This window comes from Treponema putidum (assembly GCF_024401155.1).
Taxonomy (GTDB): Bacteria; Spirochaetota; Spirochaetia; order Treponematales; family Treponemataceae; genus Treponema_B; species Treponema_B putidum.
On record NZ_CP038804.1, the window covers coordinates 2,639,935 to 2,654,695 of the forward strand.

A 14,761-nucleotide genomic window follows, 5' to 3' on the forward strand; every position below is an offset into this window, starting at 1 on the left:
GGAATTCCAAAAAAGATTAGCCTATAAAATTTTTAATGGCCCGTAAATTCTTCGCCCTCAGACTTTAGAACATTCCAATTTTTTTTCTTTGCATTATTAACCTGCTGAATAGTGCAGATATTATTATCTGTACTATTTTCCCGTCTATCGACTACATAGAGGCTTCCATTTTCTTCGTTTGAACGGGCAGGTAACGACTTTATGAGCCTTTCCATTTCTTTTTCTTTTATTTGGTTATTATAACAAGATATAAGCTTTATATTCTTATTATTTAAAACACTAAGCCCCATGAGTAAATTATCGTAACACCATAGCTTTTCCAATTTTACATTATTTCGTAAATTCAAAAATTTCAAACGGTTTTCGCTTACCGATAAAAACTGCAATTCCGTATTTTTTGTAAGATCTATATCTGTAATTTCATTTTGTTTACAGTATAGATTACTTAATTTTACATTATTAGATGTATTAAGAGCCTTTAGTTTATTATTTCCGCAATATAAGTTTTTTAACTTTCTATTACTGTTTAGATTCAGTTCTGTCAACATATTGTTGTGACAATAAAGTTCCGTAAGATTTAAATTTTGCCTTATATCCAAAGCTGTAAGGCTGTTTCCCGCTACATAAAGATACTCAATATCTTTAAGATTAGAACAGTCTATTTGAGAAAGATTATTTTTGCCGCAAGACAATCTTATCAACTTAGTATTTTTAGATACATCCAACTCGCTTATATTTGTATTGTGGCAATAACATTCTTGTAATTCCGCAAGATGAGAAATGTCAAGCGAATTCAGTTGATTATCATGGCAAGATAATATTTCAAGATTCTCATGGCCATCTAAGAATAAATCGGTTAGATTATTTTTATTGCACCAAAGTTCATTTAAACTGGAATTATTGCTTATATCCAATTCCGATAATACATTATTACTGAGCATAAGAAATGTAAGGTTCACATTTTTTGATAAATCGATATTTTCAAGTTTATTATTTGCACACCATAATTCACGCAAAATAGAGCTTGAACTTATATCTATATATGTGAGAGCATTTTCGGAACAAGCAAGAAACTTTAAATCTTTACAATTATCCGTATTTAAATATGTCAGCTCATTTTCATAGCAATATAAAGTTGTAAGAGAAGTATTTTTCGACATATCGAGAAATTTTAATTTATTTTTTTGAGCTTCTAAAGTTGTTAACCTTTTAATATGAGAAACATCGAGTTCTCTGATTTGATTTTCATCACAAAAAATTTCTTTTAAATCAAAATTTCGGCTAAAATCTATAGAAGTCAAATTATTTTTACCGCAAGATAAATATGTCAGTTCTCTGTTATTTATAAGAGACAAGTCTTGAAGATTATTATCGGAACAAGAGAGTTTTGTTAATGAAGGATTATTAGCTAAATCAATGCTTGTTATACGGTTTCCCTCACAAAAAAATCTATTTATTTTACCATATATAGTTATAACTTCACTATCAATAATATAATCACGATAAGCGGACATACCGGGTACAACAAAAGGCGTTATATCTTCATTTTCATCCATTTTTTTATTTGAATTTAAATCGATCCATATAGGTTCACGATTGGAAACAAATCTTTCAACCCTAAGCTTTATTTTTTCACCTTTTAACTTTGCTGTGGTCAAACTTATAGATTCCGTATTCGGCAAATTTATTGATGCTTCTTCTTTAATGTCGTTTTTGCTGTCAGCCGTTTTTATATCTTGTTCTTTCTCAGAATTATCCGAACAAGCCGCAGCAAGAAAAATAAAGCTCATAAAAATTATAGCCTTTTTCAGATTTTTTATATCCATAAAATAAAACCTCTCATTAAAATCATTAAATATGCTAAGACTATGATGACCCTTTTTCAAAATGATGTCAAGGCTTAATAAATTTGCAATATAAAAACCATATTTAAATTTGCATTCCAAGCGTTTATATGATATAATTATATGTGCACTTATATATAAATGTTTTTACAGGCCTAAATCTATGAAAAAGATACTGCTTATCCCCGATTCCTTTAAGGGAACAATGAGCTCGAGTCGAATATGTACTTTGATGAAGGATGCCGTAAAAGAAATTTTCCCTGAAGCTCAAACTCTTTCGATCCCTGTTGCGGATGGAGGGGAGGGCAGTGTCGATGCCTTTTTAGAAGCTGTAGGCGGCATAAAAAAAACCGTTAAAGTCAAAAATCCTTTTTTTGAAGAAATGGAAAGCTTTTACGGTATCTTAAAAAGCGAAGATTCGACTGCCGGAAAGACCGCCGTAATTGAAATGGCTGCCTGTGCGGGTCTTCCCCTTGCAATGGGAAGGCTTAATCCATCTCTTACTACGACCTATGGGGTGGGGGAGCTCATAGCCGATGCCCTTAAAAACGGCTGCACAAATATTATAATCGGTTTGGGCGGAAGTGCTACAAACGACGGCGGCTGCGGAGCTGCGGCAGCCTTGGGTGTCAAGTTCTTTGATAAGGATGGAAAAAGTTTTATTCCGGCCGGCGGAACTTTAAAAAATATTGAACGCATAGATATGACGGGCTTAAACCCTCTTGTAAAAAAAGCAAAGTTTACGGCTATGTGCGATATAGATAATCCTCTTTTCGGAAAAAACGGAGCGGCCTACATCTCTGCTCCGCAAAAAGGCGCTGATCCTAAAATGGTTGAAGAGCTCGATCAAGGCCTACAACACTTAGCCCTGGTTGCAGGGAAAACCGAATCCCTCAATTCCCGTTCCAAAGCGGCAGAAATTGCGGGAGCGGGGGCTGCCGGAGGTATGGGCTACGGAATGCTCATCTTCTTAGGTTCCGAGTTAAAAATGGGTATTGAAATTGTGCTTGATACGGTTGACTTTGAGAACAAACTGGATAAAACCGATTTTGTTTTTACGGGAGAAGGCAAATTAGATAGGCAAAGTTTAAGGGGAAAGGTTATTGCGGGCGTTGCCCAAAGGGCCAAAAAGAAAAATGTGCCTGTAATAGCTGTCGTAGGTGATGCAGAAGAGGAAATAGACGATATTTATAAAATGGGAGTTTCCGCCGTATTCAGTATAAACCGCCTTGCAGTACCTTTCAGCCAAGCAAAAAAAACAGCCGAGGCCGATTTGACTGCAACAATGAAAGATATTCTAAGATTAATCAAAGTTTCACAAATGTACCATACATAAATCTTTCCGTTGATATTTCATTTTTAGATAATTCTAAAACTTTTATTGTTTATTTACAATACATTTCCTAGACCTTTCAGGTTAAAAGTTGTATATTAGTAACATGAGTAAAAAAATAAAGTTCAACATTACAGGTATGACTTGCTCGGCTTGCTCTGCCCATGTTCAAAGGGCTGTCGAAAAACTCGAAGGAGCCGCCGAAGTACAGGTAAATCTTTTAACCAATAGCATGAGCGTCAATTACGATGAGGCTTCCCTCAGTGCGGATAAAATTATAGAGGCGGTCGAAAAGGCCGGATATGGAGCTTCGCTTGCCGATAGTTTAAAAAGCTCTTCTTCAAATAGAAATTCGGCTGAGACTGATGGAAAAACTTCCGGTACCCGCTCATATCAAAACGATGCTGCAAAGGCCGAAAGAGATAAAATAAAAAAAAGACTCTGTTGGTCTTTAGTCTTTATGATTCCTCTTTTTTATGTGTCGATGGGGCACATGGCCTCTCTTCCGGTTCCTCATTTTTTGCACGGAATAGAAAATGCGGTTATTTTTAGTTTTACCCAATTTTTGCTTGCCCTCCCCGTGCTGATTATAAATAAAAAATTCTTTGTAGGAGGCTTTAAGGCTTTTTTAAACAAGGCTCCCAATATGGACTCCCTCGTTGCAGTCGGTTCCGGTGCTGCCGTTGTTTACGGTATTTTTGCTATTTATAAAATGGCCTACGGAATGGGGCACGGAGATATGGAAACGGTAAGGCTTTTTTCAAAGGACATTTACTTTGAATCGGCTGCAATGATTTTAACCCTTGTAACCTTGGGGAAATTCCTTGAAGCCAATGCAAAGGGAAAAACTTCTCAGGCAATTACAAAGCTGATGAACCTTAGACCTAAAACGGCTATTGTTATCAGGGACAACAAAAAGGAAGAAATTCCGGTCGAAGAAATTGTAAAAGGTGATTTGATTTTAATCAAGCCTGGTTTTTCCATTCCCGTTGACGGCGTTATAGTGGAGGGCAATTCTTCGGTAGACGAGGCCGCAATTACCGGTGAAAGCCTTCCGGTCGAAAAAACCGTAGGAGACAGGGTGGTAAGCGCCTCCATAAACTTATCTGGAACCTTTACCTTTAAGGCTGAAAGAGTAGGTGATGACACAACCCTATCCCAAATAATTGTGCTTGTAGAAGAAGCCTCTGCCTCGAAAGCTCCCGTGTCTAAACTTGCAGATAAGATAAGCAATTACTTTGTGCCTGCGGTTATAGCCATTGCGGCTATTACGCTTTTTGTCTGGCTTATTGCAGGTGAAGGCTTTGAATTTGCTCTTTCCAGGGCGATTTCGGTACTTGTAATTTCCTGCCCTTGTGCTCTAGGCCTTGCGACGCCTACGGCAATTATGGCCGGAACAGGCAAGGGAGCCCGGCTCGGCATCTTAATCCGCTCTGCAGAAGCCCTTGAAACGGCTCATAAAACGGACACCGTGGTTTTGGACAAGACCGGTACAATAACCCAAGGCCGCCCCGACGTAATCGATATTAAAAAAACCGAAGGCTTTAGCGAAGATGAAGTGCTTCGGTTTGCTTATAGTTTGGAAGTGCTTTCCGAGCACCCGCTTGCAAATGCCGTAATCAAAAGAGCACAGGAAAAAAACTTAGAGGCCTTGAAAATTAAAGACTTTAAGGCCGAACACGGTTTCGGTATTTCGGGTATTGATGAAACTTCAAACTTAAAAATCTTTGCAGGGAATGAAAAACTTTTTCAAAAAAATAATATTGAAATTTCCCATGCCAAGAGCGAAATTGATGCCCTTGCGGAAAAAGGTGCGACTCCTCTTTTGATCGGTGTGGGCGGCGGTACGGGCGGAAGCTCTTCGGAAACCGGTACGGGTGCAAAGCTCATAGGAATTATAGCTGTTGCAGATAAAATTAAAGAAGGCAGCATTGAGTCAATAGCGGAATTTAAGGCGATGGGCATAAAAACCATAATGCTTACAGGAGATAACAAAAAAACAGCAAATGCTATAAAGGCTCAAACGGGAGTTGATGATTTTGCTGCCGAGCTTCTGCCTCAAAATAAAAAATTCGAAATCGAAAAATTGCACCAAGCAGGGCGTAAAACGGCTATGATAGGAGACGGAATAAACGATGCTCCTGCCCTTATGACGGCAGACGTAGGTATAGCCATAGGGAACGGAACGGATATAGCTATCGAAAGTGCAGATATTATTTTGATGAATGATAATTTACAAACTGCCGTAGATTCTATTCAGTTAAGCCGTGCCGTTATGCGGAATATAAAAGAAAACCTGTTTTGGGCGCTCTTTTATAATTCTTTATGTATACCTTTAGCGGCGGGAGCTTTTTACCCTGTCTTCGGTATTGTTTTAAGCCCGATGATTGCAGCAGCTGCAATGAGCTTGAGCTCCGTTTCGGTTGTAAGCAATGCTTTGCGCTTAAACTATTTTAAACCTAAAAGAAAACAAAAAATAAACCGTAATGCAGACTCTACAGAATCTTGCATAACGGGTGAAAATAAAATTAAGGAGAAAGAACTTATGAATACGGTATTAAAGGTAAACGGCATGCAGTGCCAACATTGTGTTTCCCATGTTAAGGAAGCTTTAACAAAGATTTCGGGTGTTTCTGCCGAAGTAGACCTAGGCGCAAAAACGGCAACTATCACACATCCTGAAAGCGTTACAGTTGCAGATCTAAAAAAGGCTATTGAAGATGCGGGCTATACCGTAGAATAGGCTTATTTTAGTAAAAGAAAAAAATCGGCCGAAACTCAATCTCGGCCGATTTTTCTATAAGTTTATGTAAGCTGTTTTTTAACTTTTACGGAAAAGGCTTATACTCGTTTACCCTGCTTATCGATGAAGAAACCTTACGTCCTTCTGACATTTCTTCGGCTACGGACACGGCTTTTTGGATAAGCCCTGCATTGTCGGCTACACCGTGTAAAATAATTTCATCTTTCGAAATATCGGCTTCAAGGAAATATATTTGAAGTTTTAAATCGAAGGAAATATGATTTACGATTTTTTGAGCCAATAAAAGCTCTTTTAATCTTTTATCGCCTGAGGCCGTTTCTTCTTTGCTTATGGTTTTTTCAAACCCGTATTTGATTATCTCGGCAGCTTGAAGAGGGGCTACATGCCCCGTATTTATAACTAAATTATATTCGGACGAGTCTTCATTAGCCGTATTAAAAAAATTCTTATGGAACCCGTCTCTATTATTATCACTTTCTTCCATTAGCGCTCTTGCATCTTTTTCGGAATAATTGAATTCTTTCATCAATCTTGAAATTCGTATATCGTCGGCAGCAACTAAGCGTACCGAATAAAGGCCGGGTACATTTCTCAAGATTGCGAACCCTCCCCTGCCTATAAAAATGCTGTTGCCGGAAGAAGCATGCTCGTATACTGCTTCACGCAGATAATCAAAGTAGGAATCTCTTTCCCTTGAAAGGGATGCCCAAAAGCTAGGCTTGCGTTCATCATATTTTTTTAGCTGCACTTCCGAAATTCCTCTTGCAAGCAAATCTTTTTCCAATGATTTGCGGTCAACAAAGTTGTAATTTAAAAGTTTGGCCAACTCAATTGCCGTTTCGTCACCAAAGGAAGCGATTTTGCGTGAAATAGTTATAATTGCCATAAAAACCTCCTTGCAATTAAATTCGCTTTATAATAGAATAACCTGAAATCCTTGATATGTCAAATGGAGAATTGCAATTTTTATGGAAAAGAATGACAAAATTATATGGAAACCTGATTCTTCCAGAGAAGTATTAAAGACAAGAGTATTTACCGTATGCGAAAAAGACAGTATTTCTCCTGAAGGGGAAAAAAAGACCTTTATTTCTTTAAAAGCACCTAGCTGGGTTATTATTGTTCCCGTGTACCGAAACTCATCTGGAGAAGACATGTTTGTAATGGTACAGCAGTGGAGGCACGGTGCGGAAAACGTCTACATAGAATTTCCCGGAGGTGTTGTTGATAAAGGAGAAAAGGCCGAAGATGCGGCTTTAAGGGAGCTTTTAGAAGAAACCGGTAGAGCCCCTAAAAAAATAAAATGTTTGTCGGTATTGTCCCCAAATCCTGCAATAATGGAAAACACATGCACGGTTTTTTTTGCAGAATTGGATGGCACTGAAGGCAAGCAAAACCTTGATGATGATGAGTTCTTAAATATTCTTGAAATCCCCGTTAAAAAAGTTATTCAAAACATGGGTAATCCGCCTTATACCCACGCAATGATGAATGCAGCCCTTTTCCTATACTTAAAAGAAAAAGAATATCACTGATATGCCGGTGCACTGATATATCGGTGATTGCCCGCTGATATATCAGTGAAAATTTTATTTAAAACAATCTTTTTTATTAAAATTCCAAGTATTTCGATAAAAATACCCTTATTTTTGCTTAAAAAAGCCTTTTTCCTTAAATTTTATGCTTAGCATAGATTTTGCTTGTATATAAATGAACAAATATGGAGGTGTTTATGAACAATATAACTAAAAGATTATCAGTACATACTGCCGACTTAGCGGTTCTTTATGTAAAATTACATAATTATCACTGGCACGTTGAAGGTATTGATTTTAAACCAGTGCATGAAATGATAGAATCATATTATGAAACTATTAGCGATTTCTATGATTCGGTTGCTGAAAGAATTCTACAGCTAAACGAAAAAGCTCCTTCTTCAATGAAAGAGTATTTGGCTGTGACAGGAATTGAAGAAGAAACAAACAAATCTTTTAAAAGCGTAGAAGCTCTTAAAAAAATCTTGGCTGATTTTGAGTACCTTGTAAAAGAAATAAAGGTAACTCGGATTGAAGCTGCAGACAGTAATGATGCATCTACAGACGGAATCCTTAGCGGGATTATCGAATATTTTGACAAACAAATATGGATGTTAAAATCCGCTTTAAAATAATTTTAAGGAGAAAATTATGGAACACATGGCAATGAATATGCCCCTTTTAGGGGATGATTTCCCTCAGTTAGAGGTTTCAACAACACACGGGCATCTTAATCTTCCCGGTGATCTTAAAGGCAGCTGGTTTGTGCTTTTTAGCCATCCTGCAGATTTTACCCCCGTATGCACTACGGAATTTGTAGCTTTTCAAAAACTTATGCCTGAGTTTGAAAAACTAGGAGTAAAACTTATCGGCCTTTCAATTGACCAAATACAGAGCCATTTAAAATGGATTGAGTGGATTAAGGAAAAGCTCGGTGTTGAGATTACTTTCCCTGTAATTGCTGCTAATGACAGTGTTGCAAATAAGATTGGTCTCTTGCACCCCGGAAAAGGTACTAACACTGTTCGAGCCGTATTTATCGTTGATCCTAACGGAAAAGTTAGACTTGTTATTTATTATCCGCAGGAAATCGGCCGAAATATGGAAGAAATTGTTAGAGCCGTTAAAGCTCTGCAAACATCCGATAAAAATAAAGTTGCTTTGCCTGCCGACTGGCCTAATAACGGCTTAATCAAGGACAAGGTTATCATTCCGCCGCCTCCCACAGAAGCGGAAGCTAAAAAGCGCTTAAAGGAATATGACGGTTATGACTTCTGGTTTTGCCACAAGTCTTTATAATCTTAAAGTGATTTAAAAAAGTAATTTAAAAATCAAAAATCCCCGAGTTGATAATCTCAATTCGGGGATTTTGTAGTTTTAACGGAACTAAAACAACTCGGCTTATTCCAAACCGTTTTGCCTTTTTGCGGCGATAAGAGTATTTGCAACGAGCATGGCGATGGTCATGGGGCCTACTCCCTTTGGAACGGGTGTTATTGCAGAAGCAATTTCGCAGGCTGGCTCAAAGTCTACATCGCCTACAAGCCTAAAGCCGCTTTTTTTGGTACTGTCATCAATCCGGTTTACACCGACATCTATAACGACAGCTCCCTTTTTAATCATATCGGCTTTAATAAATTTAGGCTTTCCCATAGCAGCAATCAGTATATCCGCTTCTTTTGTTACTTCGGCTAAATTTTTTGTACCGCTATGGCAAACGGTTACCGTTGCGTTTACATCCTTATTCATCATCAAAACGGAAAGAGGCTTTCCTACAATGTTGGAGCGGCCTACGATAACGGCCTTAGCCCCCTTAGTTTCAACACCGGCTCTTTTTAAAAGATGAATTACACCGTGGGGGGTGCAAGGAATAAAGGTATCATGTCCCAAAAGGAGTTTTCCGACATTTACAGGATGGAATCCGTCTACATCTTTTTCGGGATTTATGGCTTCAATTACAGCATCAGGATCGATTTGCTTAGGTAACGGCAACTGCACTAAAATACCGTTTATAAGTTTGTCTGCATTCAGTTCTTTTATAAGTTTTAGTAACTCATCCTGAGTTGTCGTTTCAGGTAGTCTGAATGTTCTGTCATTCATACCTACTTCATGAAGGGCGTTTGTTTTTCCCTTTACATAAGATTGGGAGGCAGGGTCATTTCCTACCAAAATAACGGCTAAGGTGGGCTGGACACCCTTTGCCTTTATTTTTTCTACATCTTTTGCAACATCTGCCCTTAAATCTGCCGCTATCTGGGCACCGTCAATAATTTTTGCACTCATTTTTTCCCTCCGTAAATAATTGTATAAGTAACTATTATTCTCCTTGTTTGTTCTACGCTCGTAATAGTTTTGAAAAACAAGGACTTTCTATATTATCTTATAGATATAATGTTATAACATAATAAGATTTTGTTCAAGACTTACATATAGACATTCTTGTAAAAAATACGATATACTATATTCTATCAAGCTAGAGGTGAACTAAACGTGAAGAAATTTATTTTCTGTATTCTTATAAGCATTTTTTTTATTCCGATTTTTGCACAAGATGAGGGAGAGGTTCCTTCAAACAGCAAAATAGACGGTAGTGCGGTGTTTCGGCCTGTCAGGCAAGGCGATAAATTTATAAAAATAGGCCTATCCCTAGGAATACCTCTTTTTAATACTTCTGCTAGCAAATTTGCGATTAAGCCTAATATTTGGCCGGGCGGTACTATCAATGCCGCTTTTGGGTATTATATTCTTGACGGATTTTCTTTGGGAGGAAGTATAAGTTTTCAGTTTTATCCTACATTGGCAAAAAACCTTTACTTTGCCGTACCCATAACCTTTGATATGGCTTATACCTTTGCTGCCGGAAAATGGCGCTTCCCTCTTGGCGGAGGTATAGGGGCTGCCGTTCAGTCTTATAGCGGAAACGGGGCTCAATACTTTGGGATGATTTTTAGGTTTGATGCAGGAACTTACTATCAATTTTCTCCTGAATGGTCATTCGGAGGCGATGTATCTTGGAATGTTGTTCCTGAGTGGCACAAGGATAAATCAAATAACCGAACAGGAAACTTTTTAGGCATAAGCTTTGCCGCCAGATATCATCTTTAATTAAACGGAGAATTCAGCATGAAATTTAGGAAATTAATTTTTATTTTAATACCGCTTATTTTTATCGGCTTTATGTCTTGTAATGATCGCCCCATATTTGCTGCTATTGAACAAGAAATAGAATTAAACAATTTTTCCGTTGCGGGGAATGTATTAAGTTTGCTGGAGGTGAACAATAATGTTTATGCTGCAAATCTGGGCGGCGTTTATTCAAAATCAAAAACTTCCGACGGCTCTTGGTCAAAAATTTTAAGCGCCCAAGGTACTCAACAGCTTGCAAGTAACGGTACCGTGGCATTTGCTTGTTTTGCTTCAGGAAGTGTAAAATATTATGAAAACGGAAGCTGGAAGGATGTTCCCAATTCTGAAAATATACGCATTATTGCCGGTAATAAGATTGTTTTCGGCTATGATTCAAGCCAAAAACAAGTTTTTAAGATAGAAGAAACAGGTCTTAGCACTTCTATAGATACAGGCAAAGTAGATTCCTTATCAGCGGCAGGAAACTATGTTTTAGTAAAATCGGGAAGTTCTGAAAAGCTATATAAAAATGGTGTTTCCTCAGCGGTCCCTGATTTGCCGAGCGGTGCAAAAGCTATTTGTCCTGCCGGAGCTGATAATGAAATTTTTGTATTGGCCGGATCAACAATCTATTATTATGATGGAAGTACCTTTAGCTCTTCAATACCAATATCCGGAAGCCCTGACAATATTTCATACTTTAAAGCCGGAACACGAAAAACCATATTGATAGGCTGCGCCGAAGGATATACCGAGGTACAGTTGGATGGTTCTACCCCGATTAACCTATCAAATGCAAAACAGCTTAACCCCGGTAATTCCGGTTCTACAACGCCCTCCGGTTCCTATTCCCAATATCAAACCACTCTTGGAAGTTATTATTCATTTCCTCTGTTGGGCGTTTCTAGAGGTGGGGATGAGTATGCCGTATTTATGGGCATCTATTCAGGCGTGATTCAACGAAATGCCGGTCTATGGGGCTTTTATAGCGATAAAAAACGCGAATGGAACCGTGAGTAAGGATCTTTTTGAAGCTGCAGCTTCAAGTTCTAAACAAAATGAACCTCTTGCCTCCAGAATGAGGCCCCTTAATTTGGATGAATATGTGGGGCAGGAGCATATTATTGGAGAGGGGTGTCTTTTAAGGAGGGCAATCCAAGCCGATAGGCTTTCTTCGGTTATTTTTTTCGGCCCTCCCGGCACGGGAAAAACCACCCTCGCCCGAGTTATCGCAAATACCACCAAAAGCAATTTTTTAAGTTTAAATGCCGTTTTAGCAGGAGTACAGCAGATAAGGGAAGCTATATCCAATGCTGAAGAAAATAAAAAACTCTACAACCGCAAGACTATTCTTTTTGTGGATGAGGTTCACCGCTGGAATAAGTCCCAACAGGACGCCCTCCTGCCATGGGTAGAAAACGGTACGATAATTTTAATCGGTGCTACAACTGAAAATCCTTATTTTGAGGTAAACAAGGCTCTTGTAAGCCGCAGCCGAGTTTTTGAATTAAAACCTTTAACCGATGATGATCTAAAAAAAGTTGTACAATTTGCTCTGGCAAATAAAGAAAGAGGTTACGGTAATTGGAAAATAGAATTTGAAGAAGGAGCCTTGGCTCATCTTATTGATACGGCATCCGGCGATGCAAGAAGTCTTTTAAACGCTCTTGAACTTGCTATTGAAACCAGCGTAGACCATTGGCCCCCTGAAGAAAATTTTAAAATCACGATTAGTTTAAAAGCAGCCGAAGAAAGCATCCAAAAGAAGGTTGTCTTATACGATAGAGACGGGGATTATCATTATGATGTTATAAGCGCCTTTATAAAGTCGATCAGGGGCAGCGATCCCGATGCGGCCGTTTACTGGCTTGCCCGTATGATAGCGGCAGGAGAAGACCCAAGGTTTATCTTTCGGCGGATGTTAATTTCAGCCTGCGAAGATATTGGGCTTGCTTCGCCCGGGGCTGTAAGCGTGGTTGCAGGTGCGGCCGAAGCCTTTGACAGGGTCGGTATGCCTGAAGGCAGGTATCATCTAGCCCATGCTGCCCTTTATTTGGCGACCTGCCCTAAATCAAACAGTGCAGAAGCCTTTTTTAAAGCCCTCGATTGTGTTCAAAAAGAGAATAAAGAAGTGCCTAATCACCTAAAAGATTCAAGCCGTGATGGAGAAGCTCTAGGTCATGGTGAAGGCTATTTATATCCTCATGCCTTTGAAGGGCATTGGGTCAAACAGCAATACCTTCCGGATGGGCTTGAGGGCACTCATTTTTATGAGCCGAGTGACCAGGGTTATGAAGGCAAAATAAAACCGGAAATTTTAAAAAAGCGGCAAAGCTAAAGACTTGCAGCCTTATAGATTTACCGCTATTCAACGTTATTGATTAAAAAGTTAAATTCACCTATTCACTCATCAGATAAGCATATAATAGGTTTATAGTTTCTTTATAGGAATCGATATGTGTCCGCTCATAATGATGTGTTGCGTTTACTCCCGGGCCCATACAGGCAAAGTTAATATCAAATCCCTGCAATACGTACATACTTGCATCCGAGCCGTATCTGAACATAACATCGGTTCTGTAGTTTATTTTATTTTGAATAGCAAGGTTTTCAAGTCTATGCCTAAAACCGAAGTCGTATGGGGTGCGTGAATCCTTAGCGATGATGGTTACTGCATGTTCATCCGAATTTTGCTCACCTCCGACCGTTCCGATGTCGAGGGCTAATACTTCAAAACATTCTTTAGGAATACCGTAAAAACCGTGTCCTATTTCTTCATAATTGCTTATAAAAAAATGTGTTGTATAAGCCGGTTTTTCGCCTTTTTCTTTTAGGGCCTTACAAGCGGCAAAAAGCATACCGATACAAGCCTTATCATCCAAATGACGGGATTTTATGTAGCCGTCTTCGGTTTCGACCGTGCGGGGCTCAAAGGCTACAAAGTCTCCTATATTTACACCAAGAGCCAGAGTTTCTTCCTTTGAGTGAGTTTCCGCATCAAGGCGGACTTCAAAGGTTTCTAAGTTTCTTTCTTCCTTTTCGATAGCTTCAAATATGTGAACAGAGGCTTTTTCGGGAAGGCCGGTCCCTGTGATGACCTTGCCGGTTCGTGTAATGATGTAAAGGTTTTCGCCTTCAATGCTGTTAAAAGCTATACCGCCTATGGCAGCAAGTTTTAAGCAGCCGTTAGGTTTTATTTGTCGTACCATTGCACCTAGGGTGTCGGCATGGGCTGAAACAACTCTGTGTTTAGCTGTGTTTTTTCCTTCAATAGTTCCATAAATGGCACCCTTATTCGTTTCGGTATATTTTATGCCTAATGAATCGAATTCTTTTTTTATTCGGTCTATGGCATTTTTTGTATAGCCTCCGGGACTGTGTATCTGTAAAAGCTCTTTTGAAAACTCAACTGCATATCTGATATTCATAAATTAAATTCTCCTAATTATCTTGTTTATAAGTATTTACTGCCGGAAATAAAAAAAACTTCCTCCCTAGGGAGGAAGTTGATAAGATTAAAACTCTTTAAGTCTTCGTCTCAAGGATTCGGCTACTCCTGTTCTAGCTTCGTCCTCATAAATTTTGATACATTTTTCAAACTCAGGTCTTGCAAGCATTTTTGAAGGCGAGTGCTGCATAAAAAGATCAAAATCAGGGATTAAAAGTTTCATTTTCGGTGTAAGCTTGTCCGGATGTTGAACCTTACCGGGGTTAATTGCCATAATTATGGGGAAATAGTAAGCTTTTTCTCTTGTCCCATAAAATTTCAAAGCAATTTCGGATAAAGTATCTCCTTGTGCTACTACATATTCCTTTACAGGAACATCTCTGGGTTCTTCAACGACAGGGGTAGGTTCGGGTTGCGGTTCCGGTGTAGGTTCGGGTTGCGGTTCCGGTGTAGGCTCAGGTTGTGCTTCCGGTACAGGTTCTTCTACAACTACAGGAGCCGGTTTTTCTTCAGGGGGAGGAGTCGGAGGTGTTCCGCAGCTCGTAAAAATAAAAGAAAAAACAGCCAATAAGGTTAAAATTTTCAAAATGTTTTTCATTTTTTACTCCTTAAATAATCGATAATTTATAAATTTGCTTTTCTGCAAACTTATAAATTGCTATTTTATTATTATACAACATTATTTAAGAAAAATCAAATAATATCGTATAT

12 protein-coding genes and 1 pseudogene are annotated in these 14,761 nt (G+C 38.7%); 8 read left to right on the plus strand and 5 right to left on the minus strand.

Annotated elements, in window-relative coordinates; genetic code table 11:
- Positions 1-32: 32 nt before the first annotated feature.
- Positions 33-1,826 carry a leucine-rich repeat domain-containing protein gene (locus E4N74_RS12105; RefSeq protein ID WP_044978391.1) on the minus strand — a complete coding sequence of 598 codons (1,794 nt, stop codon included), beginning with the start codon at positions 1,824-1,826 and terminating at the stop codon, positions 33-35.
- 181 nt (positions 1,827-2,007) lie between these two features.
- On the opposite strand from E4N74_RS12105, the gene E4N74_RS12110 reads away from it, so the two are divergent.
- Together E4N74_RS12110 and E4N74_RS12115 are read left to right on the plus strand one after the other, a co-directional pair.
- Positions 2,008-3,180, plus strand: coding sequence for a glycerate kinase family protein (locus E4N74_RS12110; RefSeq protein WP_255817970.1), 1,173 nt, complete (start codon positions 2,008-2,010; stop codon positions 3,178-3,180).
- Positions 3,181-3,283: 103 nt separating this feature from the next.
- Complete coding sequence (locus tag E4N74_RS12115) at positions 3,284-5,920, plus strand: heavy metal translocating P-type ATPase (protein ID WP_255817988.1); 2,637 nt, start codon at positions 3,284-3,286, stop codon at positions 5,918-5,920.
- An 85-nt stretch (positions 5,921-6,005) separates the two neighbouring features.
- Here E4N74_RS12115 and E4N74_RS12120 read toward each other — a convergent pair whose 3' ends face one another.
- On the minus strand, positions 6,006-6,827 hold the full coding sequence (locus tag E4N74_RS12120; protein ID WP_044978394.1) for a cytidylate kinase family protein: 822 nt from the start codon (positions 6,825-6,827) through the stop codon (positions 6,006-6,008).
- 82 nt (positions 6,828-6,909) lie between these two features.
- Here E4N74_RS12120 and E4N74_RS12125 point away from each other — a divergent pair, with 82 nt between their 5' ends.
- The 3 genes from E4N74_RS12125 to E4N74_RS12135 all read left to right on the plus strand — a co-directional run bounded on the left by E4N74_RS12125 (position 6,910) and on the right by E4N74_RS12135 (position 8,775).
- Entirely contained in the window at positions 6,910-7,476 is a 567-nt protein-coding gene (locus E4N74_RS12125) for an NUDIX hydrolase (RefSeq protein WP_044978395.1), read from the plus strand.
- A gap of 197 nt (positions 7,477-7,673) precedes the next feature.
- A complete protein-coding gene (locus E4N74_RS12130) occupies positions 7,674-8,111 on the plus strand; it encodes a Dps family protein (protein ID WP_044978396.1) in 438 nt (145 codons plus the stop codon).
- A 16-nt stretch (positions 8,112-8,127) separates the two neighbouring features.
- Positions 8,128-8,775, plus strand: a complete 648-nt coding sequence (locus tag E4N74_RS12135) for a peroxiredoxin (RefSeq protein WP_044978397.1) — start codon at positions 8,128-8,130, stop codon at positions 8,773-8,775.
- A 102-nt stretch (positions 8,776-8,877) separates the two neighbouring features.
- On the opposite strand, the gene folD is transcribed toward E4N74_RS12135, so the two are convergent.
- A complete protein-coding gene (folD, locus tag E4N74_RS12140) occupies positions 8,878-9,759 on the minus strand; it encodes a bifunctional methylenetetrahydrofolate dehydrogenase/methenyltetrahydrofolate cyclohydrolase FolD (RefSeq protein WP_044978398.1) in 882 nt (293 codons plus the stop codon).
- Positions 9,760-9,966: 207 nt separating this feature from the next.
- Here folD and E4N74_RS12145 point away from each other — a divergent pair, with 207 nt between their 5' ends.
- The 3 genes and pseudogenes from E4N74_RS12145 to E4N74_RS12155 form a co-directional block, all read left to right on the plus strand.
- Positions 9,967-10,581 carry a TP0733 family outer membrane beta-barrel protein gene (locus E4N74_RS12145; protein ID WP_044978399.1) on the plus strand — a complete coding sequence of 205 codons (615 nt, stop codon included), beginning with the start codon at positions 9,967-9,969 and terminating at the stop codon, positions 10,579-10,581.
- An 18-nt stretch (positions 10,582-10,599) separates the two neighbouring features.
- Positions 10,600-11,622 (plus strand): hypothetical protein, encoded by a 1,023-nt coding sequence (locus E4N74_RS12150; protein WP_044978400.1) that lies wholly within the window; start codon positions 10,600-10,602, stop codon positions 11,620-11,622.
- Positions 11,567-12,937, plus strand: a pseudogene (locus tag E4N74_RS12155) (AAA family ATPase); the annotation flags it as partial. The gene E4N74_RS12150 and the pseudogene E4N74_RS12155, both read left to right, overlap by 56 nt.
- A gap of 64 nt (positions 12,938-13,001) precedes the next feature.
- On the opposite strand, the gene E4N74_RS12160 reads toward E4N74_RS12155, so the two are convergent.
- Both E4N74_RS12160 and E4N74_RS12165 read right to left on the minus strand, forming a co-directional pair.
- A complete protein-coding gene (locus E4N74_RS12160; protein ID WP_044978402.1) occupies positions 13,002-14,030 on the minus strand; it encodes a M42 family metallopeptidase in 1,029 nt (342 codons plus the stop codon).
- A gap of 87 nt (positions 14,031-14,117) precedes the next feature.
- Positions 14,118-14,648, minus strand: a complete 531-nt coding sequence (locus E4N74_RS12165; RefSeq protein WP_044978403.1) for a LysM peptidoglycan-binding domain-containing protein — start codon at positions 14,646-14,648, stop codon at positions 14,118-14,120.
- Between the last annotated feature and the right edge of the window lie 113 nt (positions 14,649-14,761).